Annotated in this window: 24 protein-coding genes; 11 read left to right on the top strand and 13 right to left on the bottom strand. The window is 63.4% G+C overall.

The genetic code is table 11. The features are described 5' to 3' along the window. On the top strand, positions 1-188 hold a 188-nt coding region (locus tag E8F06_RS08000), incomplete at its 5' end, for a hypothetical protein (RefSeq protein ID WP_280365905.1). Positions 189-278: 90 nt separating this feature from the next. On the opposite strand, the gene tyrS is transcribed toward E8F06_RS08000, so the two are convergent. Continuing rightward, positions 279-1,478, bottom strand: coding sequence for a tyrosine--tRNA ligase (tyrS, locus tag E8F06_RS07995; protein WP_280365902.1), 1,200 nt, complete (start codon positions 1,476-1,478; stop codon positions 279-281). Between the two features lie 180 nt (positions 1,479-1,658). Between tyrS and E8F06_RS07990 the strand changes: the two genes are divergently transcribed. Further along, positions 1,659-3,101 carry a peptidoglycan DD-metalloendopeptidase family protein gene (locus E8F06_RS07990; RefSeq protein WP_280365900.1) on the top strand — a complete coding sequence of 481 codons (1,443 nt, stop codon included), beginning with the start codon at positions 1,659-1,661 and terminating at the stop codon, positions 3,099-3,101. Between the two features lie 4 nt (positions 3,102-3,105). Then, on the top strand, positions 3,106-4,197 hold the full coding sequence (locus tag E8F06_RS07985; protein ID WP_280365898.1) for an anhydro-N-acetylmuramic acid kinase: 1,092 nt from the start codon (positions 3,106-3,108) through the stop codon (positions 4,195-4,197). A 57-nt stretch (positions 4,198-4,254) separates the two neighbouring features. On the opposite strand, the gene erpA is transcribed toward E8F06_RS07985, so the two are convergent. Further along, a complete protein-coding gene (gene erpA / locus E8F06_RS07980; RefSeq protein ID WP_151131559.1) occupies positions 4,255-4,605 on the bottom strand; it encodes an iron-sulfur cluster insertion protein ErpA in 351 nt (116 codons plus the stop codon). Positions 4,606-4,756: 151 nt separating this feature from the next. Next, positions 4,757-5,791: an N-acetyl-gamma-glutamyl-phosphate reductase gene (gene argC, locus E8F06_RS07975; protein ID WP_280365895.1), complete on the bottom strand. Its 1,035-nt coding sequence runs from the start codon at positions 5,789-5,791 to the stop codon at positions 4,757-4,759. A 133-nt stretch (positions 5,792-5,924) separates the two neighbouring features. Between argC and hemJ the strand changes: the two genes are divergently transcribed. The 5 genes from hemJ (at position 5,925) to E8F06_RS07950 (ending at position 10,571) form a co-directional block, all read left to right on the top strand. Next, on the top strand, positions 5,925-6,350 hold the full coding sequence (hemJ, locus tag E8F06_RS07970; RefSeq protein ID WP_226283395.1) for a protoporphyrinogen oxidase HemJ: 426 nt from the start codon (positions 5,925-5,927) through the stop codon (positions 6,348-6,350). A 20-nt stretch (positions 6,351-6,370) separates the two neighbouring features. Then, complete coding sequence (locus E8F06_RS07965) at positions 6,371-7,333, top strand: nitronate monooxygenase family protein (protein ID WP_280365891.1); 963 nt, start codon at positions 6,371-6,373, stop codon at positions 7,331-7,333. Continuing rightward, positions 7,330-8,589 carry an alanine racemase gene (locus tag E8F06_RS07960; protein ID WP_280365889.1) on the top strand — a complete coding sequence of 420 codons (1,260 nt, stop codon included), beginning with the start codon at positions 7,330-7,332 and terminating at the stop codon, positions 8,587-8,589. Before E8F06_RS07965 ends, E8F06_RS07960 begins: the two co-directional genes overlap by 4 nt. 97 nt (positions 8,590-8,686) lie before the next feature. Continuing rightward, positions 8,687-9,727, top strand: coding sequence for a DUF805 domain-containing protein (locus E8F06_RS07955; RefSeq protein ID WP_280365886.1), 1,041 nt, complete (start codon positions 8,687-8,689; stop codon positions 9,725-9,727). A 55-nt stretch (positions 9,728-9,782) separates the two neighbouring features. Then, the gene (locus tag E8F06_RS07950; RefSeq protein WP_280365884.1) at positions 9,783-10,571 is read left to right on the top strand and encodes an SDR family oxidoreductase; all 789 of its coding nucleotides are present in this window, start codon (positions 9,783-9,785) and stop codon (positions 10,569-10,571) included. A 6-nt stretch (positions 10,572-10,577) separates the two neighbouring features. Here E8F06_RS07950 and E8F06_RS07945 read toward each other — a convergent pair whose 3' ends face one another. Beyond that, positions 10,578-12,059, bottom strand: coding sequence for an AAA family ATPase (locus E8F06_RS07945; RefSeq protein WP_280365882.1), 1,482 nt, complete (start codon positions 12,057-12,059; stop codon positions 10,578-10,580). Positions 12,060-12,148: 89 nt separating this feature from the next. Here E8F06_RS07945 and E8F06_RS07940 point away from each other — a divergent pair, with 89 nt between their 5' ends. Both E8F06_RS07940 and coq7 read left to right on the top strand, forming a co-directional pair. Further along, positions 12,149-12,487: a histidine triad nucleotide-binding protein gene (locus E8F06_RS07940; RefSeq protein ID WP_151131551.1), complete on the top strand. Its 339-nt coding sequence runs from the start codon at positions 12,149-12,151 to the stop codon at positions 12,485-12,487. A 118-nt stretch (positions 12,488-12,605) separates the two neighbouring features. After that, entirely contained in the window at positions 12,606-13,253 is a 648-nt protein-coding gene (coq7, locus tag E8F06_RS07935; protein ID WP_280365880.1) for a 2-polyprenyl-3-methyl-6-methoxy-1,4-benzoquinone monooxygenase, read from the top strand. Between the two features lie 60 nt (positions 13,254-13,313). Here the strand turns inward: coq7 and speD are convergent, their stop codons facing one another. Continuing rightward, positions 13,314-14,108: an adenosylmethionine decarboxylase gene (speD, locus tag E8F06_RS07930; protein ID WP_280365877.1), complete on the bottom strand. Its 795-nt coding sequence runs from the start codon at positions 14,106-14,108 to the stop codon at positions 13,314-13,316. 247 nt (positions 14,109-14,355) lie between these two features. Next, complete coding sequence (locus E8F06_RS07925; protein WP_151131548.1) at positions 14,356-14,781, bottom strand: OsmC family protein; 426 nt, start codon at positions 14,779-14,781, stop codon at positions 14,356-14,358. 226 nt (positions 14,782-15,007) lie between these two features. Between E8F06_RS07925 and crp the strand changes: the two genes are divergently transcribed. After that, positions 15,008-15,652 carry a cAMP-activated global transcriptional regulator CRP gene (crp, locus tag E8F06_RS07920; RefSeq protein ID WP_044871283.1) on the top strand — a complete coding sequence of 215 codons (645 nt, stop codon included), beginning with the start codon at positions 15,008-15,010 and terminating at the stop codon, positions 15,650-15,652. Positions 15,653-15,721: 69 nt separating this feature from the next. Here crp and trpC read toward each other — a convergent pair whose 3' ends face one another. The 7 genes from trpC to E8F06_RS07885 all read right to left on the bottom strand — a co-directional run bounded on the left by trpC (position 15,722) and on the right by E8F06_RS07885 (position 22,266). Beyond that, positions 15,722-16,558, bottom strand: a complete 837-nt coding sequence (trpC, locus tag E8F06_RS07915) for an indole-3-glycerol phosphate synthase TrpC (protein WP_280365874.1) — start codon at positions 16,556-16,558, stop codon at positions 15,722-15,724. Next, a complete protein-coding gene (trpD, locus tag E8F06_RS07910) occupies positions 16,555-17,604 on the bottom strand; it encodes an anthranilate phosphoribosyltransferase (protein ID WP_151131545.1) in 1,050 nt (349 codons plus the stop codon). Before trpD ends, trpC begins: the two co-directional genes overlap by 4 nt. Continuing rightward, entirely contained in the window at positions 17,604-18,197 is a 594-nt protein-coding gene (locus E8F06_RS07905; protein ID WP_280365872.1) for an aminodeoxychorismate/anthranilate synthase component II, read from the bottom strand. Before E8F06_RS07905 ends, trpD begins: the two co-directional genes overlap by 1 nt. A gap of 10 nt (positions 18,198-18,207) precedes the next feature. Beyond that, a complete protein-coding gene (gene trpE / locus E8F06_RS07900; RefSeq protein ID WP_280365869.1) occupies positions 18,208-19,695 on the bottom strand; it encodes an anthranilate synthase component I in 1,488 nt (495 codons plus the stop codon). A 94-nt stretch (positions 19,696-19,789) separates the two neighbouring features. Next, positions 19,790-20,629 (bottom strand): phosphoglycolate phosphatase, encoded by an 840-nt coding sequence (locus E8F06_RS07895; protein ID WP_280365868.1) that lies wholly within the window; start codon positions 20,627-20,629, stop codon positions 19,790-19,792. A gap of 1 nt (position 20,630) precedes the next feature. Further along, positions 20,631-21,299 carry a ribulose-phosphate 3-epimerase gene (gene rpe / locus E8F06_RS07890; protein ID WP_280365865.1) on the bottom strand — a complete coding sequence of 223 codons (669 nt, stop codon included), beginning with the start codon at positions 21,297-21,299 and terminating at the stop codon, positions 20,631-20,633. Between the two features lie 139 nt (positions 21,300-21,438). Beyond that, positions 21,439-22,266 (bottom strand): ABC transporter permease, encoded by an 828-nt coding sequence (locus E8F06_RS07885; protein WP_280365863.1) that lies wholly within the window; start codon positions 22,264-22,266, stop codon positions 21,439-21,441. Between the last annotated feature and the right edge of the window lie 66 nt (positions 22,267-22,332).

Below are 22,332 nucleotides of genomic sequence, written 5' to 3'. Positions count from 1 at the left end.
TTTTTCGAAATTTTCGTTTCTACTCAACCGCTTGCGCTTCCGATCCGATTCACTCTTCTCGTCAGCGGGAGGCGCATTCTACAGCGTTCAAACCCGCTGTCAACACCTCCGATTCAGCTTCATTCGCCAGTGGCGAACCTTGCGAAGCGAACCCTTCCAGCACTTTCTCCAAACACTTAACTCATTGATCTACAAGGAGTTTTGCTTGTCGACTGCGCCGGAAGAGGTGCGCATTATAGGGATGCAGAATCTGCCGTCAACACCTTTTTGAAAGTATCTTATTCGGCAACCAGGGAAACACGAGCAAAAGACTTCTTGCCCGCCTGCAGCACATGGGTCGACCCCAGCTTAAAGACAAAGCCGCGATCCACAACCTGGCCATCCACGCGCACGCCGCCAGAACCGAGCAGGTCGCGAGCGACGGCAGCGTTCTTCACCAGACCTGCCTTATTAAGAACGGATGCAATGGGCATGTCTTCCGCGGACGCAAGCTGAACCTCCGGCAGATCGAGCGGCAGCTCGCCCTCTTTCATACGGTTGCCCGCGGAGCGGTGCGCGGAAGCCGCGGCCTCTTCACCATGGAAGCGAGCAACGATCTCCTCGGCCAGCTTGATCTTGATGTCGCGAGGATTGGCGCCGGCCTCGACATCACGCTTGAACTGCTCGATCTCTTCCATGGAGCGGAAGCTCAGCAGCTCGAAGTAACGCCACATGAGCTGGTCAGGAATGGAGACCAGCTTGTTGTACATGACGCCCGGCGCCTCCTGGATACCCACGTAGTTACCCAGGGACTTCGACATCTTCTTAACGCCATCCAGACCTTCCAGCAGCGGCATGGTCAGGATGCATTGGGATTCCTGCCCATAGGCACGCTGAAGTTCGCGCCCCATCAGCAAGTTGAACTTCTGGTCGGTACCGCCCAGCTCGACATCCGCACGCAGCGCAACGGAGTCATACCCCTGCACCAGCGGATAGAGGAACTCGTGGATAGCGATGGGCTGGTTGGTGCTGTAGCGCTTGTTGAAGTCATCGCGCTCAAGCATGCGCGCCACGGTGTACTGGGACGCCAGACGAATGAAGTCCGCCGGACTCAGCTTGTCCATCCAGGTGGAGTTGAATGCCACTTCGGTCTTGGCCGGATCGAGGATCTTGAACACCTGTGCCTTGTAGGTTTCGGCATTCTCCAGGACCTGCTCGCGGGTCAGCGGCGGGCGAGTGGCGCTCTTGCCACTGGGGTCACCGATCATCCCGGTGAAATCGCCAATCAGGAAGATCACCTGATGCCCCAGCTCCTGGAACTGGCGCAGCTTATTAATAAGGACGGTGTGACCGAGGTGAAGATCGGGAGCAGTCGGATCGAAGCCCGCCTTGATGCGCAGCGGCTGGCCACGCTTGAGCTTTTCGACCAGCTCGGACTCGACCAGAACCTCTTCCGCACCGCGCTTGATCAGCGCCAGCTGCTCTTCAACCGACTTCATGACAGGACTCGTAGACCGTGGATAGACAAAGGGGAACCAACCATACAAGATCGCGAACTAATTACAAGTTTTGCGCCCAGCCCCATGCCAGTCAGCGGAAGGCACCAATCCAAGGTTGCCTAGGGCGGATTTTGATTATATTTTAGGCAGTTAGTTCATATTCCAAAAACACCACACGCCATGACGCATTCAGTACCTAAAGCGCCGCCGCCGTATCCGAAGAGCCACTTGCTGGCTGCAAGCGGTGTGGCTGCGCTGCTCAGCCTGGCCCTGCTGGTGTTCCCGTCTCGCGAGGTCGAGGCGAAGAAGACCTTCATCAATCTGGAGCTGGAAAACGGCTCGGAGATGGTGATCCAGGAGAAGGACGACCTCCGACCAGGATCCGTCACCGGGGATGAGGGTATCTCGCCATTCGCCAAGATCGAGAACCCAGCTGAAAACCAGAACAGCGCCGGAAAAGACGCGGACAAGAAGAAAGAAGAGACCACCGACCTCGCTACCAAGCAAACGCCTACCGATCCCAGCCTCAAGACTGTGACCGTGGGCAACGGTGACACTTTGTCCACTGTGTTCGGCAAGGTCGGCCTGTCCGCCAATGTCCTGCACGACGTCCTGAACAGCAGCAAGGACGCCAAGCAGCTCAGCCGCCTCAAGGTTGGCCAGAGCTTTGAGTTCAAACTGACCCCCAGCGGCGAACTCGAGAAGATCAGCACCAAGCTGAGCGGCCTCGAGAGCGTTCGCCTGGAAAAGACTTCCAAGGGTTACGCCTTCAAGCGTGACCTGATCAAGCCGGAGCTACGCTCGGCTTACGCCCGTGGCGTGATCGACAGTTCCCTGTTCCTGTCCGCCAAACGCGCCGGGCTGTCCCATGACCTGACCATGGATCTGGCCAACATCTTCGGCTACGACATCGACTTCGCCCTCGACATCCGCGAAGGCGACGAATTCGAGATGATCTACGAAGAGAAGGTGGTAGAGGGCAAGAAGGTCGGTAGCGGGGAGATCCTCGCCGCACGCTTCACCAACCGCGGCAAGACCTTCTCTGCGGTCCGTTACGTCGACAAGCAGGGCACCGCCAGTTACCTGCGCGGTGACGGTACTGCCATGCGCAAGGCCTTCATCCGTACCCCGGTGGACTTCGCCCGCATCAGCTCGCGCTTCTCCAACGGCCGCCGCCATCCGATCCTGAACAAGATCCGTGCTCACAAAGGTGTGGACTACGCTGCTCCCCGTGGCACGCCGATCAAGGCTACCGGCGACGGCAAGATCGCCCTGGCCGGCCGCCGCGGCGGTTACGGCAATGCGGTGATCATTCAGCACGGCAGCAAGTACAAGACGCTCTACGGCCACATGCAGGGCTTCGCCAAGGGCATTCGTACCGGCGGTAGCGTTAAGCAGGGCCAGATCATCGGCTACGTGGGCACGACGGGTCTTTCCACTGGACCGCACCTGCACTACGAGTTCCAGGTGAATGGTGTGCACGTCGACCCGCTGGGCGTGAAGCTGCCGATGGCGGATCCGCTGATTGCAAGCGAGAAGAAGCGCTTCCTGCAAATGAGCCAGCCGCTGATGGCGCGGATGGACCAGGAAAAGGCCAGCATGCTGGCCCTGAACAAGCGCTGACCCGATGCCGCGCTACCTTGGGGTGATGTCCGGGACCAGCCTTGATGGCCTGGACATCGCTCTGGTCGAGCAGACCGACCGCATTACCCTCCTCGATACCCACTACATTCCCATGCCCGGCTCGCTTCGTAGCGAGCTGTTGGCGCTTTGCGCTTCCGGACCTGACGAATTGGCCCGGGCTGCCCTTGCGGAGAACGGCTGGGTCGAACTGGCCGCGGCAGGGATCAATGCCCTACTGGTTCGCAATAATCTGGGCGCCAGGGACATTCGCGCCATCGGCAGTCACGGCCAGACCGTGCGCCACGAACCAGCGCGCGGTTTCACCATCCAGATCGGCAATCCCGCTTTGCTAGCCGAGCTCACCGGAATCACTGTCGTCGGCGACTTCCGGCGACGCGATGTAGCCGCTGGCGGCCAGGGCGCGCCGCTGGTTCCGGCGTTCCACGAGTCCCTTTTCAGCGACGCGAACTGCAACCGCGCCGTGCTCAACGTCGGCGGCTTCAGCAACCTGAGCCTCATCGAGCCGGGCAAGGCAGTTCATGGATTCGACTGCGGTCCAGGCAACGTCCTGCTGGACGCCTGGATTCATCTCCAGCGCGGTGATAGCTACGACCGCAATGGAGACTGGGCCGCCACCGGTACCCTGCAGCAGAAGCTGCTGGATACCCTGTACGGCGATGCCTTCTTCACCACACGAGGCCCCAAGAGCACAGGCCGCGAGCTGTTCAACCTCGGCTGGCTGCAGTCCCACCTGGCGCGGCTGCCTCGCTTCAAGCCCGAGGACGTACAGGCCACGCTGCTGGAGCTCACCGCCCGCAGCATCATCGAGTCCCTCCAGGCGGCACAGCCGAAGTCCGATGACCTGCTGGTCTGTGGCGGCGGCGCCCATAACCGGCAGTTGATGCTGCGTCTGGCTGCCCTGCTGCCAGGTGCCCGTGTCAGCAGCACTGCAGATTTCGGCGTGGATCCGGACTGGGTCGAGGCAATGGCCTTCGCCTGGCTCGCTCACTGCTGCCTCGAAGGCATTCCCACCAATCGCCCCAGCGTCACCGGCGCCAAAGGGCTGCGCGTCCTCGGCGCGATCTACCCCGCCTGACTCACAAACGAAAACGCCGTGCCCAGGGGCACGGCGTTTCTGTATTCGCTCGGAAGATCAGATCGAGAAGGACGAACCGCAACCACAGGTGGTGGTGGCATTCGGGTTCTTGATCACGAAGCGCGAACCCTCGAGGCCTTCCTGGTAATCCACTTCGGCACCCGCGAGGTACTGGAAGCTCATCGGGTCGACGACCAGGCTCACACCGTCGCGCTCGACAATGGTGTCATCGTCCGACACGTCTTCATCGAAGGTGAAACCGTACTGGAAGCCCGAGCAGCCGCCGCCGGTCACGAAGACACGGAGTTTCAGGCGCGGATTGCCCTCTTCATCGATCAGGTTCTTCACCTTGTTGGCCGCACCTTCGGTGAACATCAGGGCTGAAGGGGTGAAGGTTTCGACGCTCATGCTGCAACTCTCCCGGCTCGACGCCGCCATACTGCGCTAAGGCGAGGCATTATCCGCTTACCCTAGAAAACTGGTCAACTATTAAGCGATTCGACTCGGCCGACAGGCCGAAGTGCGGCGCCGGCGAGCAAGTCGCCGGCGCCGATGAACATCAAGGCAGCAGGGCAGCGTGGGACAGGCCCAGGCGCTCCTCGAGGCCGAACATGATGTTGAGGTTCTGGACCGCCTGGCCCGATGCGCCCTTGACCAGGTTGTCGATCACCGAGAGCACGACCACCAGGTCGCCGCCCTGGGGACGGTGCACCGCGATACGGCAGACGTTGGCACCGCGCACGCTGCGCGTCTCCGGGTGGCTGCCGGCCGGCATCACGTCGACGAAGGGCTCATTGGCATAGCGCTTTTCGAACAGGGCCTGCAGGTCCACGCCCTTGTCCGCGACGTTCGCGTAGAGGGTTGCGTGGATGCCACGGATCATCGGCGTCAGGTGAGGCACGAAGGTCAGACCAACCGGGCCACCGGCTGCGCGGCGCAGGCCCTGGCTGATTTCCGGCAGGTGACGGTGCCCTTTCACCGAGTAGGCCATCATGCTCTCGCCGGCCTCGCAAAACAGTGAACCCACCTTGGCACCACGACCAGCGCCGCTGACACCGGACTTGCAGTCGGCGATCAGTCGGCTGGTATCGGCCAGGCCGGCCTCCAGCAGCGGGATGAAGCCAAGCTGGGTGGCGGTCGGGTAGCAGCCGGGAACCGCAATCAGGCGCGCCCCTTTGATGGCTTCGCGGTTCACTTCCGGCAGGCCATAGACGGCTTCCGGCAGCAGCGCCGGGGCGCCGTGGGGCTGGCCGTACCAGTTGGCCCACTCTTCGGCATCCTGCAGACGGAAGTCCGCGGACAGGTCGATGACGCGGGTACCGGCATCCAGCAGTTCGCCAGCCAGGGCATGGGCGACACCATGGGGAGTGGCGAAGAAGACCACATCACAGGCGCCCAGGGTGGCCACGTCGGGCACGCTGAACGCGAGGTTGTCATAGTGGCCGCGCAGGTTCGGATACATGTCGGCGACCTTCACCCCAGCCTCGGATCGCGAGGTAATTACCGCGACCTCCGCCTGCGGATGCTGAGCCAGCAGACGCAGCAGTTCGACACCGGTATAGCCCGTGCCGCCGACGATTCCGACCTTGACCATCACTTGCCCCTCAAAGAACCGATTGGAAAGCTGCCGATGATAAGGCCGCATCGGTCAGGGGCCAACCGCCGAGGTGACGTGCGGCCCATCAAGCCTCTACTATCCGGGCAATCTGCCCGATGGAAATCACCCCATGCTCTACCTGTGGCTCAAGGCCCTGCACATCATCGCCGTCATCTGCTGGTTCGCTGGCCTCTTCTACCTGCCGCGTCTGTTCGTGTACCACGCCATGGCGGAGGACGAACCCAGCCGCGAACGCTTCAAGGTCATGGAGCGCAAGCTCTACCGCGGCATCATGGGCCCCTCGATGATCGCTACCCTGGTCTTCGGCATCTGGATGCTCTACCTCAACTCCGGCTGGCTGAGCCAGGGTTGGCTCCATGCCAAGCTCACGCTGGTGGTTCTGCTGATCGGCTACCACCATGCCTGCGGCTCGCTGCTCAAGCGCTTCGCCCGAGACGAAAACCGTCGTGGCCACGTGTTCTACCGCTGGTTCAACGAAGTCCCGGTGCTCTTCCTGATCGCCATCGTCATCCTGGTGGTGGTCAAACCTTTCTGACCTGACAAGAGGAATGCCAGATGTCCCTGCCCGCCCTGCTCGATCAACGCCTGCGCTTGCCGGTCGTGGCTGCGCCGATGTTCCTGGTGTCCAATCCCAAACTGGTCCTGGCGTGCTGCAACAACGGCATCGTCGGCAGTTTTCCGGCCCTGAACCAGCGGGAGAGCAGTGGCTTCCGCGCCTGGCTGGACGAGATTGAAGCCGGACTGGGTGCGGACGCCGCGCCCTTCGCGGTCAACCTCATCGTCCACCATAGCAATCCGCGCCTGCCGGCCGACCTGGCCATCTGCGTGGAAAAGCGTGTCCCGATCGTCATCACCAGCCTGGGCGCAGCGAAGGAAGTGGTGGACGCCGTGCACAGCTACGGTGGTCTGGTGTTCCACGACGTGACTACCCGCCGCCATGCAGAGAAAGCCGCGGAGGCTGGCGTTGACGGCCTGATCGCGGTTGCCGCCGGCGCTGGTGGCCACGCCGGGACCTGGAGCCCCTTCGCCCTCGTCGCCGAGATCCGCCAGTTCTTCGACAAGACCCTGCTACTCGCCGGTTGCCTCAATCACGGCCACGAGATCTTTGCCGCGCAGATGCTCGGCGCCGACCTGGCCTACCTCGGCACCCGCTTCATCGCCACCCAGCAGAGCGATGCCGAAACCCGCTACAAGCAGATGATCCTCGACGCCCGCGCCGCCGACATCATCCACACCCCGGCAGTATCCGGCGTCCCCGCCAGCTTCATGCGCCAGAGCCTGGAAGCCGCCGGCTACGACCTGAAGCGCCTCGCCGACAAGGGCGACATCAATTACGGCGAGAAGCTGAAGCCGGTCAGCGACGAGGCCAAGGCCTGGAAGACCGTATGGTCCGCCGGCCAGGGCGTCGGCAATATCCGTGATCTGCCAACGGTGGACGAGCTGATCGCCCGCCTCGACCAGGAATATCGCGCCGCGCGCGAGAAAGCAGAACAACTGGGCCAGCGCTGGGCCCGATGAAGCGACGCACCCTGCTCGGGCTCGGGGCAATCGGCGCGCTGGGACTCTTGGCTGCGCGCCCGACCGATCATGGCCGTCCCCACGACGCCTACTTCGCACGCCTGAATGAAATGCTGCGCCTGGAGGGCGGTGGCATCCCGCAGCTGGTCATCGACCTGGATCGGCTGGATGCCAATGCCGACCTGCTGGCATCCCGGCTCGGCCAGCGCCCCTTGCGCCTGGTGGCGAAATCCCTGGCTTGCGGTGGATTGCTCGACTATCTCGCACGTCGCTTGAACTGCTCGCGCTTCATGGTCTTCCACCAGCCGCAGTTGAACCAACTGGCCCGGCTCTTCCCCAATGGCGATCTGCTGCTGGGCAAGCCGTTGCCCGCCGCCGCGGCCCTGGCCTTCTATCAGCAACTGCCCCGGCACCTGGGGTTCGAGCCCAGCCGTCAGGTCACCTGGCTGGTAGACAGTCCCCAGCGCCTGCAGGAATACGCCGAACTGGGCCGTGCCCTGGGCCAGCCGCTGCAAATCGCCCTGGAAATCGATATCGGCCTGTCCCGGGGCGGATTCCCCACGCCCGAGGCGATGGGCAGTGCGCTCCAGCAATTCGCCAACGACCAACCCCTGCTGCGGCTGCGCGGACTGATGGGCTACGACGCCCACGTGGCCCACGCCCCAATCTGGGTAAGTCGGGCAAAGGCTTTGGATGAGAGCAACGCGCGCTACCAGGCCTTCATCCACACCGCCCAGGCATCACCGCTCTGGCCGCAAGTGCCGCTACTGAATGGCGGCGGCAGTCAGACTTACCCGCTACACAGCGACAGCAATGGGCCCCTGAACGAGATTGCAGTGGGCTCGGCGCTACTGAAGCCCGCCGGTTTCGACAGCGATCTGCTCAAGGAGCACCAGCCGGCCCTGTGGATAGCCGCGCCGGTACTCAAGGTGCTCGATGGCGCCCTACCCTACCTGGAAGGCGCACAAACCCTGTTACAGGGCTGGAATCCGAATCGCCAACGCGCCCACTACCTGTACGGGGGCAACTGGCAGGCCGAACCGGTTTCCCCGGTCGGGCTTGCCTACGACAGCCTCTACGGACGCAGCGCCAACCAGGAGCGCCTGATCGGTTCACGCGCCACGAAGCTCGCCGTGGACGACTGGGTCTTCCTGCGCCCCATGCAATCCGAGGGCACCCTTGGCGAATTCGCTGACCTGAGGCTACTGCGCCGCGGCACCCTGGTCGGCCGCTGGAGCCCGCTCGGACTCACCTGAACCCTCTGCGTTTTGTGCGCCAGGCCGCTTGTGCCGCGGGCCGCAGCGCAATTACGCTGTGCCATCATCCATTTCTGTCGTCGACAAGGACGCCCGTATGACCGAAGCCCGCTACAAGATCGTCTTTGATGGTCAACCGATGCCCGGTGTGGCACTGGAAACCGTCAAGGAAAACCTCGCCCGCCTGTTCAAGAGCGATGCCGACAAGATCGAAAGCCTGTTCGGCGGGCGCAGCGTCGCCCTCAAGCGTGACCTGGTGGAAGCCGAGGCGGACAAGTACCTGGCCGCATTGCAGCGGGCGGGCGCCAAGGTGCGCAAGGAGCAGGACACCGTGGCCGGGCTGAGTCTGGTGACCACGGAGGACCATCCGGCCCCGGCCACCGTCGCAACTGAAGCTGCATCTCCAGCCACCGAGAACATGAGCTGCCCGAAATGTGGCCATGAGCAACCGAAAGCAGCCGAATGCCAGGCCTGCGGCATCATCGTCGACAAGTACCTGGCCCGCCAGGTGCAACTGGCCCAGGAAGCGCCCCACGTAAGCGCCTCGAATGACGGCGGCTCCGCCACTTCCCCCTATGCCCCGCCCCAGGCCCAGGTGGGCGAGCAACTTCCGGAATTCGGCGAACTGAAGGTCTTCGGCACCAGTGGCCGGATCGGCCGGGTCCGCTACCTCGGCTGGAGCATGGCGCTGATGCTGGCCTTCCTGCCCATCGGCGGTGTGATCCTCGGCAGCTACGCGCTTTCCGATGCCCTCGCCGGCCTGCTGACGATTGCCGCCTGCCTCGCGCTGGTGGTGGTCAGCGTATGCATCGGCGTGCAGCGCCTGCACGACATGGGTTGGTCCGGCTGGCTCTGGCTGTTGAACTTCGTCCCCGTCGTCGGCAGTGTGTTCGCCTTGCTGATGCTGTTCATGCCGGGCACCGACGGCCCCAACCGCTATGGCCCACCGCCGCCGCCCAACAGCCGTTCGGTGAAAGTGCTCGCCTGGTTGATCCTTCTTGTACCGGTTATCGGTATAGTCGCCGCCATTTCGATACCGGCCTACCAGGACTACGTGATGCGCGCCCAGATGGGCGATGCCGCCAGCTTCGAGCAGCCTGCCGAAGCACCCGCCCTTGAAGGCGAGTCCGCCGAGTAAGCAACCTCCCGGGGCCGGCGATGTCCAACCCGGCCCCGTTACGGAGAACCTCCAGATGCCTCGTTATGCCCTGATCACCGGCGCCTCCAGCGGTATTGGCCTGGCCATGGCCGAGGCGCTGGCACGTCGGGGTCGACATCTGCTGCTGGTCGCCCGGCAACGGGATGTGCTGGAGAGCGTCGCCTGCGAGCTGACCCAGCGTTTCGGTGTTGAGGTGCTGTTCCGCTATTGCGACCTGGCCGAGCCCTTGCAGGTTTCCGGGTTGTTGATGGACCTGGAGCAAGGGGAGCGGGAGATCGACCTGCTGGTGAACAACGCCGGCATCGGCACTTCCGGGGCCTTCGTCGACCAGGACTGGGGGCGCGAGCAGGAACTGATCGAAGTGAACATCCTGGCCCTTGCCCGCCTTTGTCATGGCATTGGCAGCCTGATGGCGCGCCAGGGTGGCGGCCAGATCCTCAATATCGCCTCGGTGGCCGGTTTCCAGCCCGGCCCCTGGATGAGCAGTTACTACGCCAGCAAGGCCTACGTGCTGAATTTCACCGAGGGGCTGCGCGAGGAGCTGCGTCCGCGCGGCGTGAAAGTCTCGGTTCTGTGCCCCGGCCCCACCCGCACGGCCTTCTTTCGCGGAGCCCATATGGAGGTTGGGAGCCTCGAAAGCAGCAAGTTGATGATGAGCCCCGAGGAAGTGGCGCTGATCACGGTGCGCGCACTGGAAAAGAACCGCGCCATCATCATCCCCGGCTGGCGCAACCGGCTGGCCGCTTTCTTCCCCCGACTGGCCCCACGCTGGCTGGTGCGTCGCGTGTTGGGTCAGGTCATTCGCCGCTTCGCCCAGCCCTGACCGGCGTCAGTCGGCTTTCACGCAACGGCCATTCGCCCAGGCCCGCAGGCTCGCCAGTTGCTCGGCCATCAATACCGATAGCGGCGCGGTGCCCTTGATCTCACGCAGCAGCAGCGACTGATCGGCCGGACATTGCTGGGCCTGCGCCGCATAAAGCATCCCGACCACTGCCTGTTCGATTTCGGCACCGGAGAATCCATCACTGGCAGCCACCAATTGATGCAGGTCGAACTGTGCCGGATCGAGCTCGCGGCGGCCCAGGTGGATACGGAAGATCTCCGCACGGACTTCGGGTTGCGGCAGGTCGACAAAAAACAGCTCGTCGAAACGGCCCTTGCGCAGCAGCTCCGGTGGCAGCCGGTCGATGGCGTTGGCAGTCGCCACCATGAACACCGGCTCCTTGCGCTCGGCCATCCAGGTCAGCAGCGTGCCCAATACCCGCTGGCTCACACCGCCATCGTGATCGCCGCTGGCCAGCCCCTTTTCCACTTCGTCCATCCACAACACACAGGGCGCCATCTGCTCGGCGAGCTTCAATGCCTCGCGCAGATTGCGCTCGGTCTCGCCGAAGAACTTGTTGTACAGGCAGGCGAAGTCCAGGCGCAGCAGCGGCAACCCCCAGAGACCGGCGACCGCCTTGGCCGCAAGACTCTTGCCGCCGCCCTGCACACCGACCAGCAGCACGCCCTTGGGCCGGTCCACTGGCTTCTCCTCCAGTACCGCAGCCTGACGCTCGGCCAGCCAGCGTTTGAGGTTGGCCAGGCCACCCACTTCGGCAAAGCGCGCGGTTTCGTACTCGAAGCTGAGCACGCCTTCCAGGTCCAGCAACTGGAACTTCGCCTTGTTCAGTTCCGGCAGGTCTTCCTGGGTGATGGCGCCGTCATCGCAGATCACGTTGCGCGCCAGGGCGCGGGCTTCACCGTGGCTCATGCCGCGCAGGTTCTTCACCACCTGCTGCAGGGTGCGATTGTCCGTGCGGACCCGCGCGCCGCGATTGCGCTCACTCCAGCGCGCCGCTTCCTCGCGGACGATGCTCATCAGTTCATCTTCGCCGGGCAGCGCCAGGTCGAAGCGCGCGGCATAGCGCTGCACTTCCGGCGGCAGCTTCAGGGCGTGGGACACCAGCACCAGCGTCGGCTTGTGGTTGCCCTCGGCCATCGCCACTTCCTTGAGCAACCGCACCACCTTGGGGTTGTCGTCGAGGAAGGGATGCAGGTCGCACATCACGTAGAGGTTGGGTTGCGGGTCGGCCTTGATCAGCTTGAGTGCGGTTTCCGGCTCGCGGCTGTCCCCTTCACCCAGGCTGTCACCACCGAATCCCAGCCGCTGGAGTCCTTCGCTGATTGCCCAGGTGAAGAGCCCGAGTCCGCGTTTGACCGCCAGGCTGGTGAGGGTTTCCAGTACCCGGCGCTCATCCCAGGACTCGATCAGGATCAGCTTCACGCGCGAATCCAGCACCAGGCCGAGGTCGTGGATATCGTTCTTCACAGGGGCTCCTTGAGGGGTCGGCCGGCGCTGGCCGGGGCATTCGCTCGCCGTTAAACTCGGGACTTCTTATAACAGGCCGGAGAATTCCCGTGGACTGTCTGTTCTGCAAAATCGCCGCCGGGCAAATTCCCGCACGCAAGCTCTATGAAGACGATCACGTCGTCGCCTTCCACGACATCGCGCCGCAAGCTCCCGTGCACTTCCTGGTGATCCCGAAGAAACACATTCCCGTCCTCACCGACCTCACCGAAGACGACAAGGCCCTGGTTGGCCATATCGCCTATACCGCCCAGCGCCTGGCGGCCGAACAGGGCTGCGACGAAGGCTTCCGCCTGGTGATGAACTGCAATGAGCAAGGCGGCCAGACCGTCTACCACATCCATATGCATGTGCTCGGTCAGCGTCAGATGCACTGGCCTCCGGGCTGATCCGCCAGCGCCTTCCGGGGCGGGAAGCCTCCCGCCCGTCACCCCTGGCCTGACGCCAGTCAAGCCTTGATCATGGCCTTGCGGTAGAATGCCCGCCGACGTCCCACGGAGGTGCCGCATGGCCAGCGAACGTTCCTACTCCCCCGCCGACCGCCTGCTGCTGCAGGCCGATGCCGCACTGCGCACCCTGCTGCCGTTCACCGGCCAGCCGTTCCGCCCGTCCCCGGCCGATGGCCAGCCCGATGCCGAGCTCAAGCCCGAGGATGCCCGCCATATTGCCGGCCTGATGCGCATCAACCACACCGGCGAGGTCTGCGCCCAGGCGCTCTACCAGGGCCAGGCGCTGACCGCCAAGCTGCCCGAGGTGCGCGAAGCCATGGAGCATGCCGCCGAGGAAGAGATCGACCATCTGGCCTGGTGCGAACAGCGCATCCGCGAACTGGGCAGCCGCCCGAGCATCCTCAATCCGGTGTTCTACGGCCTGTCCTTCGGTGTTGGCGCCATGGCCGGCCTGATCAGCGACCGCGTCAGCCTGGGCTTCGTCGCGGCCACCGAGGACCAGGTGTGCAAGCATCTCGACGAGCACCTCGAGCAACTTCCGGCGGACGATGCCCGGTCCCGCGCCATCCTCGAACAGATGCGCATAGACGAAGAGCAGCACGCCACCAGCGCCCTGGAAGCCGGCGGTCTGCGTTTCCCGGCGCCGGTCAAGTTCGGCATGACGCTGCTCTCCAAGGTCATGACCAAAAGCACCTACCGGGTCTGATCCCGCAAACGAAAAAAGGGCGCCATCAGGCGCCCTTTTTCTTTCCCGCGTCGAACCGCCTCAGTTGGGCATGTTCCGCGCGTAGAAGATTTCCAGCATTTCGTGGCGCACGCGCGCCTCGACTTCCTTGCGCTGCTCCGCAGTCAGGTTGCTGGTGGCGTCGCCGAACAGGTAGTTGTCCAGTTCGAAGTCCTTGAGCAGCATCTTGGTGTGGAACATGTTCTCCTGGTACACGTTGACGTCCGTCATCTGGTACGCGTCCTGGGTGTCTTCGGAGAGGTAGTTCTGGATCGAGTTGATCTCGTGGTCGATGAAGTGCTTCTTGCCTTCCACGTCACGGGTGAAACCGCGCACGCGGTAGTCCACGGTGACGATGTCCGAATCGAACTGGTGGATCAGGTAGTTGAGCGCCTTCAGCGGGGAGATCACGCCGCAGGTGGAAACATCGATGTCCACCCGGAAGGTGGCGATACCCGACACCGGATGGATTTCCGGATAGGTGTGAACGGTGATGTGGCTCTTGTCGAGGTGCGCCAGGATGGTCTCCGGCAGCGGGCCCGGAGATTCCTCGATCTGGCTGTCGGTGGGAGTCACCGGCTGCTCGGAGATCAGGATGGTCACGCTCGCACCCTGGGGATCGTAATCCTGGCGGGCGATGTTGAGGATGTTGGCACCGATGATATCGACTACGTCGGTGAGGATCTGGGTCAGGCGTTCGGCGTCGTACTCTTCGTCGATGTACTGGACGTAGGCCTGCTGGTCCTCGGGGGTTTCCGCGTAGCAGATGTCATAGATGTTGAAGCTCAAGGTCTTCGTCAGGTTGTTGAACCCGTGGAGCTTGAGTTTGCTTTTCACCGTTGAGAGCTCTCTGTGCATATGCGGCTCTGCCGCGTGGTTGAGCATGCCCGTCAGAAGCGCACGACACTTCTGCGTAGGACGGTTTACACCTCTTCGCGTTGGCGATTGTGGTCGTATTTTCGGGGCCCGGAGCCCCGGAATCTGGAAGGGGGCGAATTATGCAGACGACGGGCGCCGTCTGCCAGAGTTTGCCGCGCAAATATGATGGCCGGATGTCTTCAGACAACCGGCCATCGATACGGGGTCAGGCACCCAGTTCGACGATCTCATAGTCGTGGGTAATCTCGACGCCGGCGCGGCCGAGCATGATCGAGGCCGAGCAGTATTTCTCGGCGGAGAGTTCCACGGCGCGCTTCACCTGGGCTTCCTTCAGACCACGGCCTTTCACCACGAAGTGCACGTGGATCTTGGTGAAGACCTTGGGGTCTTCGCTGGCGCGTTCGGCTTCGAGGAAGGCTTCGCAACTCTCTACCGGCTGGCGGGATTTTTTCAGGATCGCGACGACGTCGAAGTTGGTGCAGCCACCGAGGCCCAGCAGGAGCATTTCCATGGGACGCACGCCCAGGTTACGGCCGCCGGCCTCGGGCGGACCGTCCATCACCACTGCGTGGCCGCTACCGGATTCGCCAAGGAACATGGCTTCGCCAGCCCATTGGATGCGTGCTTTCATCGCCTGAAACTCCGCTTGAAAAAAGGTGCGGTAGCTTATCACAGCGCATTTTCCATTCCGGGTCTGAAATAGTTCCCGGACAGGTGTTAGATGCGTCGCAAAATCACATTGTTGAATCATGGGCGTCTGTTAAGCTGGCGCCGGATTACTGGCACACTTGGCCGGACAACTATTAGAAAATTGCCTGTTAGACAAAGGCTTACCTTCTCTTTTTCGGGACTCGGGCATGGTCGCAATTACCCTTACACCAAAAATAAAGAGCCTGGACAAACTACTCGCGCATTGTCATCGCCGTCGCTACACGGCCAAGAGCACCATCATCTACGCAGGCGATCGCTGCGAAACCCTCTTCTTCATCATCAAAGGTTCCGTCACCATCCTGATCGAGGATGACGATGGCCGAGAAATGATCATTGCCTATCTCAATGCCGGGGACTTCTTCGGCGAGATGGGCCTGTTCGAAAAGGAAGGCGCGGAGAAGGAACGCAGCGCCTGGGTTCGCGCCAAGACGGAGTGCGAAGTGGCGGAGCTGAGCTACGCCAAGTTCCGCGAGCTCACCCAGCAGGACCCCGAAATCCTCTACGCCCTGGGCAGCCAGATGGCCGACCGCCTGCGCAATACCACGCGCAAGGTGGGCGACCTGGCCTTCCTCGATGTCACCGGCCGCGTTGCGCGCACCTTGCTCGACCTGTGCAAGCAGCCCGACGCCATGACTCACCCCGATGGCATGCAGATCAAGATCACCCGTCAAGAAATCGGCCGTATCGTTGGCTGCTCCCGCGAGATGGTTGGTCGCGTGCTGAAGAGCCTGGAAGAACAGGGTCTGGTGCATGTGAAGGGTAAAACCATGGTGGTCTTCGGCACCCGCTGAGTGCACTGAGACCACAAACGAAAAAGCCGGCGCAAGCCGGCTTTTTCATGTCTGGAGGTCAGCGCCGGATCAGTCCGGATCGATGCCCGCCACAACGCGATTACGCTCGGGGAAGAACAGTCGGCTCAGTTCGGTACCCGGCTCCTCGGCGCGCATGAAGGCCTCGCCCACCAGGAACGCGTACACGCCGCTGACTTCCATCAGCTCCACGTCGGCACGGTTGAGGATGCCGCTCTCGGTCACCACCAGGCGGTCGCGCGGGATGCGCGGCAGCAGGTCGAGGGTGTTTTCCAGGCTGACCTCGAAGGTGTGCAGGTTGCGGTTGTTGATGCCCACCAGCGGGGTATCCAGGCAGTTCAGTGCGCGGTCCAGTTCTGCGGCGTCATGCACTTCCACCAACACGTCGAGACCGACGTCCTTGGCGGTAGCGGCCAGCTCCTTCATGCGGCTGTCTTCCAGGGCGGAGACGATCAGCAGGATGCAGTCGGCGCCGATGGCACGGGCCTCGACCACCTGGTAGGGGTCGATCATGAAGTCCTTGCGGATCACCGGCAGCGAGCAGGCTGCACGGGCTTCCTGCAGGTAGGCGTCGGCGCCCTGGAAGAAGTCCACGTCGGTGAGCACCGACAGGCAGGCGGCACCGCCCGCTTCGTAGCTCCTGGCGATCAGCGCAGGATTGAAGTTCTCGCGCAGTACGCCCTTGCTCGGGGAGGCTTTCTTCACCTCGGCAATCACCGCTGGCTCGTGGCGCTCGGCGCGCTCCAGCAGTGCCCGGGCGAAACCACGGGGCGCATCGGCAGCACGCGCCAGCGCCTCGATTTCAGCCAGGGAAACGCGGGCACGGCACGCAGCCACTTCCTCTGCCTTGCGCGCCAGGATCTTCTCAAGAACGGTTGGGATGCTCACGCTTCATTCTCCACTCGGAACACCGCGGTAAAGGAGGCCAGCTCGTCCAGTTTCTCGCGGGCCAGGCCAGTGTGCAGGGCGTCCTGCGCCAGGCGTACACCTTCTTTCAGGCTGGAAGCCAGGTCAGCGGCATAGAGGGCCGCGCCGGCGTTCAGCACGATCATGTCGGCGGCCTTCTGGCCATTCTCGGTCTTGCGCTTGCCCAGGGCGTCGCGGATCAGTTCGAGCGACTCCTGCGGGCTGCCGACGGTCAGGCCGATCAGGCTCTGGCTCTTGATGCCGAAGTCTTCGGGCTGAATCTGGTACTCGGTCACTTCGCCATCTTTCAGTTCGGCGACGTGGGTCGGCGCGGCGAGGCTTACCTCGTCGAGGCCATCACGGGAATGCACGACCAGAATGTGCTCGCTACCCAGGCGCTTGAGCACCTCGGCCAGCGGGCGGCACAGCGCCTGGCTGAACACGCCCACGACCTGGCGCTTCACCCCGGCCGGATTCGTAAGCGGGCCGAGCATGTTGAACAGGGTACGCAGCCCCAGTTCGCGGCGCGGACCGGCAGCGTATTTCATGGCCTTGTGGTGAACCTGGGCGAACATGAAGCCAACGCCGATGCTCTCGATGCAGCGCGCCACCTGCTCCGGCTTGAGGTCCAGGTAGATACCGGCGGCTTCCAGCACGTCGGCGCTGCCGGTCTTGCCGGACACCGCGCGGTTGCCGTGTTTGGCCACCTTGCCGCCCGCTGCGGCGACCACGAAGGTGGCCGCCGAGGAGACGTTGAAGATATTCGCGCCATCACCGCCGGTGCCCACCACGTCGACCACGTGATCGAGCGTGGAGAGTTCGACGCGGGTGGCCAGCTCACGCATGACCGACACCGCACCGACGATCTCTTCGATGGTCTCGCTTTTCATGCGCATGCCCATGAGGAACGCGCCGATCTGCGCATCAGTGCACTGACCGGTCATGATCAGGCGCATCACGTCCTGCATTTCTTCGGTGGTCAGGTCCAGCTGGTTGACCACACGGTTCAGGGCTTCCTTGATGTCCATCAACGCACTCCACCGGTCTGCTTGAGGAAGTTGGCCAGCAGTTCATGGCCTTGTTCGGTAAGGATGGACTCCGGATGGAATTGCACACCCTCGACGTTCAGCGTCTTGTGACGCAGCCCCATGATTTCGTCTACCGAGCCGTCGGCATGCTGGGTCCAGGCGGTGACTTCCAGCGCTTCGGGCAGGGTCTCCAGCTTCACCACCAGGGAGTGGTAGCGGGTGACGGTCAGTGGGTGATTCAGGCCTTCGAACACGCCCTGGTCCTTGTGGAACACCGGACTGGTCTTGCCGTGCATGGCCTGGCGTGCGCGCACCACGTCACCGCCGAAAGCCTGGCCGATACTCTGGTGGCCCAGGCACACGCCGAGGATCGGCAGCTTGCCGGCGAAGTGACGGATCACCTCCAGCGACACGCCGGCTTCGTTGGGCGTGCAGGGACCGGGGGAGACCACGATGCGCTCCGGGTTCAGCGCCTCGATCTCGGCGATGGAGAGCTCGTCGTTGCGAATCACGTGCACGTCCGCGCCCAGCTCGCCCAGGTACTGCACCACGTTGTAGGTAAAGGAATCGTAGTTGTCGATCATCAGCAGCATGGTGCAATCCTCAGGCGTCGGTCTTGGCGGTCTGTTCGGCGAGGGCCACGGCACGGAACATGGCGCGGCGCTTGTTCAGCGTCTCTTCCCATTCCAGTGCCGGGACCGAGTCGGCGACGATGCCGGCGCCGGCCTGTACGTGCAGTTCGCCGTCCTTGATGACCGCCGTGCGGATCGCGATAGCCGTATCCATGTTGCCGTTCCAGGCCAGGTAGCCCACGGCGCCGCCGTAGACGCCACGCTTGACCGGTTCGAGGTCGTCAATGATTTCCATGGCGCGGATCTTCGGTGCGCCGGAGAGGGTCCCGGCCGGCAGGATGGCGCGCAGTGCCGACATGGCGGAGACGCCTTCCTTGAGCTGGCCGGTGACGTTGGAAACGATGTGCATCACGTTGGAGTAACGCTCGATCACCATCTTCTCGGTGACCTTCACCGAACCGGTGCTGGAAACGCGGCCGACGTCGTTGCGGCCGAGGTCGATCAGCATCAGGTGCTCGGCGAGTTCCTTGGCGTCGGAGAGCAGGTCCTCTTCCAGGGCGCGGTCGGCTTCCTCGGTCGCGCCACGCGGGCGGGTGCCAGCGATCGGGCGCACGGTGACCAGGCCATCCTCGACGCGCACCAGCACCTCCGGCGAGCTGCCCACTACGTGGAAGTCGCCAAAGTTGAAGAAGTACATGTAAGGCGTGGGGTTGAAGCAGCGCAGGGCGCGGTACAGGTCGATGGGCGCAGCCTGGAAGGGAATCGACATGCGCTGCGAAATCACCACCTGCATGCAGTCGCCGGCCAGTATGTATTCCTTGATCTCCCGCACTGCCTGCTCGTAGTCCTCGCGGGTGAAGCTGGAGCGAAACTCCGGCTCGCCGCCCGCCGGCAGGCCCGGGTCCACACCGAGGCGCGGCACAACAGGCTGACGCAACTTCTGGCGGATTTCCACCAGGCGCGCCTGGCCTTGTTCGTAGGCGTCGGGCTGGGTTGGGTCGACCAGGACGATGGCGTGCAGCTTGCCCGCCAGGTTGTCGAAGACGATCACCGCGTCCGAGACCATCAGCAGGATGTCCGGGGTACCCAGCGGATCGGGGTTCGGGCAGTTGGCCAGACGCTTCTCGACGTAGCGCACGCAGTCATAGCCGAAGTAACCCACCAGGCCGCCGTTGAAGCGCGGCAGGCCTGCGATCGGCGCCACCTGGTAGCGCTCCTTGAAGTCTTCGACGAATGCCAGCGGATCTTCGCAGTCGTGGGACTCGACTTCGACGTCGTCGACACTGACGCTGACCTTCAGGCCATGGGCACGCAGCACAGTGCGGCTCTGCAGACCGATGATCGAGTAACGGCCCCACTTCTCGCCGCCCTGCACGGACTCCAGCAGATAGGAATACGGGGTATCAGCGAGCTTCAGGTAAAGGGAGAGGGGGGTGTCGAAATCCGCCAGTGTCTCGAACGCAAGCGGAATGCGGTTATAGCCTTCGGCGGCCAAACGCAGGAATTCTTCGCGGGTCATGATCAGCCTCGTGGGCGGGGAGCCCCTTGGGGCTCCTGGAGATGAAAACGTCGGTGTGCAAGCAAGCGCGCCGGAGCATCCGGCCAGAATGAATTCAGGCGCGCCAGCGCCAACGGGCGATAGCCTTGATGATGCTCATTCCGGCTCGTGCGAGCCGATGCTTGCTGGAAACCACCACGTTTCTGTCTCGTTGAGGCGGATTGTCGGAGGGGTCCGGCGACATTAGCGCAGCGCCGTAGGCGGCGCAACCTCCCGGAAGCAGCTCACGCAGGTCATCCACCACGAGGGCCGGCTCTTCCTCGGCAATGGGCCGGCCGTGGTTGTAACCGTAGCTCAGCGCCACGCATTTCACCCCGGCGGCCTTGGCAGCGAGTACGTCGTTGCGCGAGTCGCCGACGAACAGCGCTTCGCTGCGGCTGACTCCAGTGAGGTGCATCACGTGGAGCAACGCGGCCGGGTCCGGCTTCTGCTGCGGCAGGGTGTCGCCGCCGATGATCAGCGGGAAGTAGCGACCCAGCTTCATTTCGTCCAGCAAGGGGGCAACGAAGCGTTCGGGCTTGTTGGTGACCAGCGCCAGCTCCACGCCCTGCTTCTTCAGCCATTTGAGGGTTTCCGCCACCCCCGGATAGACCGTGGTCAGCGCATGGCTTTCGGCGTAGGCCTCCATGAACAGGTCCAGGCCGCGCTCGGCGTCGCTGTCATGCACGGTGGAGTGGTCAAGGCCGCCGGCCAGGGCGCGGCGCACCAGCACCCGGGCGCCATTGCCAACCCATTCGCGAACCTGCTCGACGCCTGCCGCCGGACGCCCGAGGGCGACCAGCATGCGGTCGACGGCAGCGGCCAGGTCCGGCACCGAATCCACCAGGGTGCCGTCCAGGTCGAACATCACCAGGCGCGGCAGGCGCCCGTCAAACATCCGGTACAACGTGCCCATATCAGGCCTGGGCCAGTTCGGCGCGCATGGCGGCAATGACCTCGGCATAGTCCGGGGCATTGAAGATGGCCGAACCGGCGACGAAGGTGTCGGCACCCGCCGCAGCGATCTCACGGATGTTCTTCACGTTGACGCCGCCATCGATCTCCAGGCGGATGTCGCGGCCGGAGGCGTCGATCAGGGCGCGGGCCTCGCGCAGCTTGTCGAGGGTGCCGGGGATGAACTTCTGCCCGCCGAAGCCGGGGTTCACGCTCATCAGCAGGATCATGTCGACCTTGTCCATCATGTACTTCAGCACGTCCAGCGGGGTGGCCGGATTGAACACCAGGCCAGCCTTGGCGCCGCCGTCACGGATCAGCTGCAGGGAACGATCGACGTGCAGGGTGGCTTCCGGGTGGAAGGTGACGTAGGTGGCGCCGGCCTCGATGAAGTCGCCGATGATGCGGTCCACGGGCGAAACCATCAGGTGCGCGTCGATGGGCGCAGTGATGCCGTACTTGCGCAGCGCCGAGCAGACCATGGGGCCGATGGTCAGGTTGGGTACGTAGTGGTTGTCCATCACGTCGAAGTGAACGATGTCGGCGCCGGCGGCGAGAACGTTCTCCACTTCCTCACCCAGGCGGGCGAAATCGGCGGAAAGGATCGACGGTGCGATGGCGAAGGGCTGCATGGCTGACCTCAGGGGGGAATCACGGTGGCGCGAATTGTAGCCGGGATGGATGGCGCGCGGGGATTCGACCGATGACTGAGGCGGGAGGGAAAAGCACCTGCCCGCTACGGGGACGCGGGCAGGCGAAGGTTGGACAGGGTTATTCCGGCATGGACGTGCGCATGCGCTCGCTACGGCCGCGCAGCCACTCCAGAACCAGCAGCAGGACGATGGAGAAGCCGATCAGCAGGGTCGCCGCGGCGGCGATGGTCGGGCTGAGGTTCTCGCGGATGCCGCTGAACATCTGCCGTGGCAGGGTGGCCTGCTCCGGTCCGGCGAGGAACAGCGTCACCACCACTTCGTCGAAGGAGGTGGCGAAGGCGAACAGCGCCCCGGAGATCACCCCCGGCGCGATCAGCGGCAGGGTCACCTTGAAGAACGCGGTCAGCGGCGGCGCCCCCAGGCTGGCGGCTGCACGCACCAGGTTGTAGTTGAAGCCCTGCAGGGTGGCCGACACCGTGATGATCACGAAGGGCACGCCCAGCACTGCGTGCACCAGGATCAGCGACAGGTAGCTGTTGCCCAGGCCCAACGGTGCGAAGAACAGGTAGCTGGCGACACCGATGATCACCACCGGCACCACCATCGGTGAAATCAGCAGGCTCATCACCAGCGCCTTGCCGCGGAACTCGCCACGGGTCAGGCCGATGGACGCCAGGGTGCCGAAGACCATCGCCAGCACGGTAGCCGCCGGGGCGACGATCATGCTGTTGGTCAACGAGCGCATCCACTCGGCCGAGCTGAAGAAGTCGGCGTACCAGCGCAGGGAAAAGCCTTGCAGCGGATAGACCAGGAAGGTGCCGGAGTTGAACGACAGCGGCACGATCACCAGCACCGGCAGGATCAGGAACAGCAGCACCAGGCCGCAGAGGCCGCGCAGCGTGTAGAACCACAGGCGCTGGACCGGGGACATGTAGGGACTCAGCATGAAGCTCTCTCCTCAGAATCTTTTCTTGTTACCCCGCCCTCTCCCGACCCTTCGGGCCACCCTCTC

The sequence above is a fragment of the Pseudomonas sp. BN411 genome (assembly GCF_029871235.1).
Lineage (GTDB): Bacteria > Pseudomonadota > Gammaproteobacteria > Pseudomonadales > Pseudomonadaceae > Metapseudomonas.
Note: the sequence above shows the minus strand (reverse complement) of the source record. Positions and strands in the feature narration are given on the sequence as shown.

Excerpts from the sequence above, each read along its gene's own strand:
- E8F06_RS07960 (WP_280365889.1), top strand. The coding sequence starts at position 7,330 with ATGAAGCGACGCACCCTGCTCGGGCTCGGGGCAATCGGCGCGCTGGGA.
- erpA (WP_151131559.1), bottom strand. The coding sequence starts at position 4,605 with ATGAGCGTCGAAACCTTCACCCCTTCAGCCCTGATGTTCACCGAAGGT.
- hemJ (WP_226283395.1), top strand. The coding sequence starts at position 5,925 with ATGCTCTACCTGTGGCTCAAGGCCCTGCACATCATCGCCGTCATCTGC.
- argC (WP_280365895.1), bottom strand. The coding sequence starts at position 5,791 with ATGGTCAAGGTCGGAATCGTCGGCGGCACGGGCTATACCGGTGTCGAA.
- E8F06_RS07885 (WP_280365863.1), bottom strand. The coding sequence starts at position 22,266 with ATGCTGAGTCCCTACATGTCCCCGGTCCAGCGCCTGTGGTTCTACACG.
- E8F06_RS07965 (WP_280365891.1), top strand. The coding sequence starts at position 6,371 with ATGTCCCTGCCCGCCCTGCTCGATCAACGCCTGCGCTTGCCGGTCGTG.
- coq7 (WP_280365880.1), top strand. The coding sequence starts at position 12,606 with ATGGCCAGCGAACGTTCCTACTCCCCCGCCGACCGCCTGCTGCTGCAG.
- E8F06_RS07990 (WP_280365900.1), top strand. The coding sequence starts at position 1,659 with ATGACGCATTCAGTACCTAAAGCGCCGCCGCCGTATCCGAAGAGCCAC.
- E8F06_RS07985 (WP_280365898.1), top strand. The coding sequence starts at position 3,106 with ATGCCGCGCTACCTTGGGGTGATGTCCGGGACCAGCCTTGATGGCCTG.
- E8F06_RS07925 (WP_151131548.1), bottom strand. The coding sequence starts at position 14,781 with ATGAAAGCACGCATCCAATGGGCTGGCGAAGCCATGTTCCTTGGCGAA.
- E8F06_RS07905 (WP_280365872.1), bottom strand. The coding sequence starts at position 18,197 with ATGCTGCTGATGATCGACAACTACGATTCCTTTACCTACAACGTGGTG.
- tyrS (WP_280365902.1), bottom strand. The coding sequence starts at position 1,478 with ATGAAGTCGGTTGAAGAGCAGCTGGCGCTGATCAAGCGCGGTGCGGAA.
- trpD (WP_151131545.1), bottom strand. The coding sequence starts at position 17,604 with ATGGACATCAAGGAAGCCCTGAACCGTGTGGTCAACCAGCTGGACCTG.
- E8F06_RS07955 (WP_280365886.1), top strand. The coding sequence starts at position 8,687 with ATGACCGAAGCCCGCTACAAGATCGTCTTTGATGGTCAACCGATGCCC.
- E8F06_RS07895 (WP_280365868.1), bottom strand. The coding sequence starts at position 20,629 with ATGGGCACGTTGTACCGGATGTTTGACGGGCGCCTGCCGCGCCTGGTG.
- crp (WP_044871283.1), top strand. The coding sequence starts at position 15,008 with ATGGTCGCAATTACCCTTACACCAAAAATAAAGAGCCTGGACAAACTA.
- trpE (WP_280365869.1), bottom strand. The coding sequence starts at position 19,695 with ATGACCCGCGAAGAATTCCTGCGTTTGGCCGCCGAAGGCTATAACCGC.
- E8F06_RS07950 (WP_280365884.1), top strand. The coding sequence starts at position 9,783 with ATGCCTCGTTATGCCCTGATCACCGGCGCCTCCAGCGGTATTGGCCTG.
- rpe (WP_280365865.1), bottom strand. The coding sequence starts at position 21,299 with ATGCAGCCCTTCGCCATCGCACCGTCGATCCTTTCCGCCGATTTCGCC.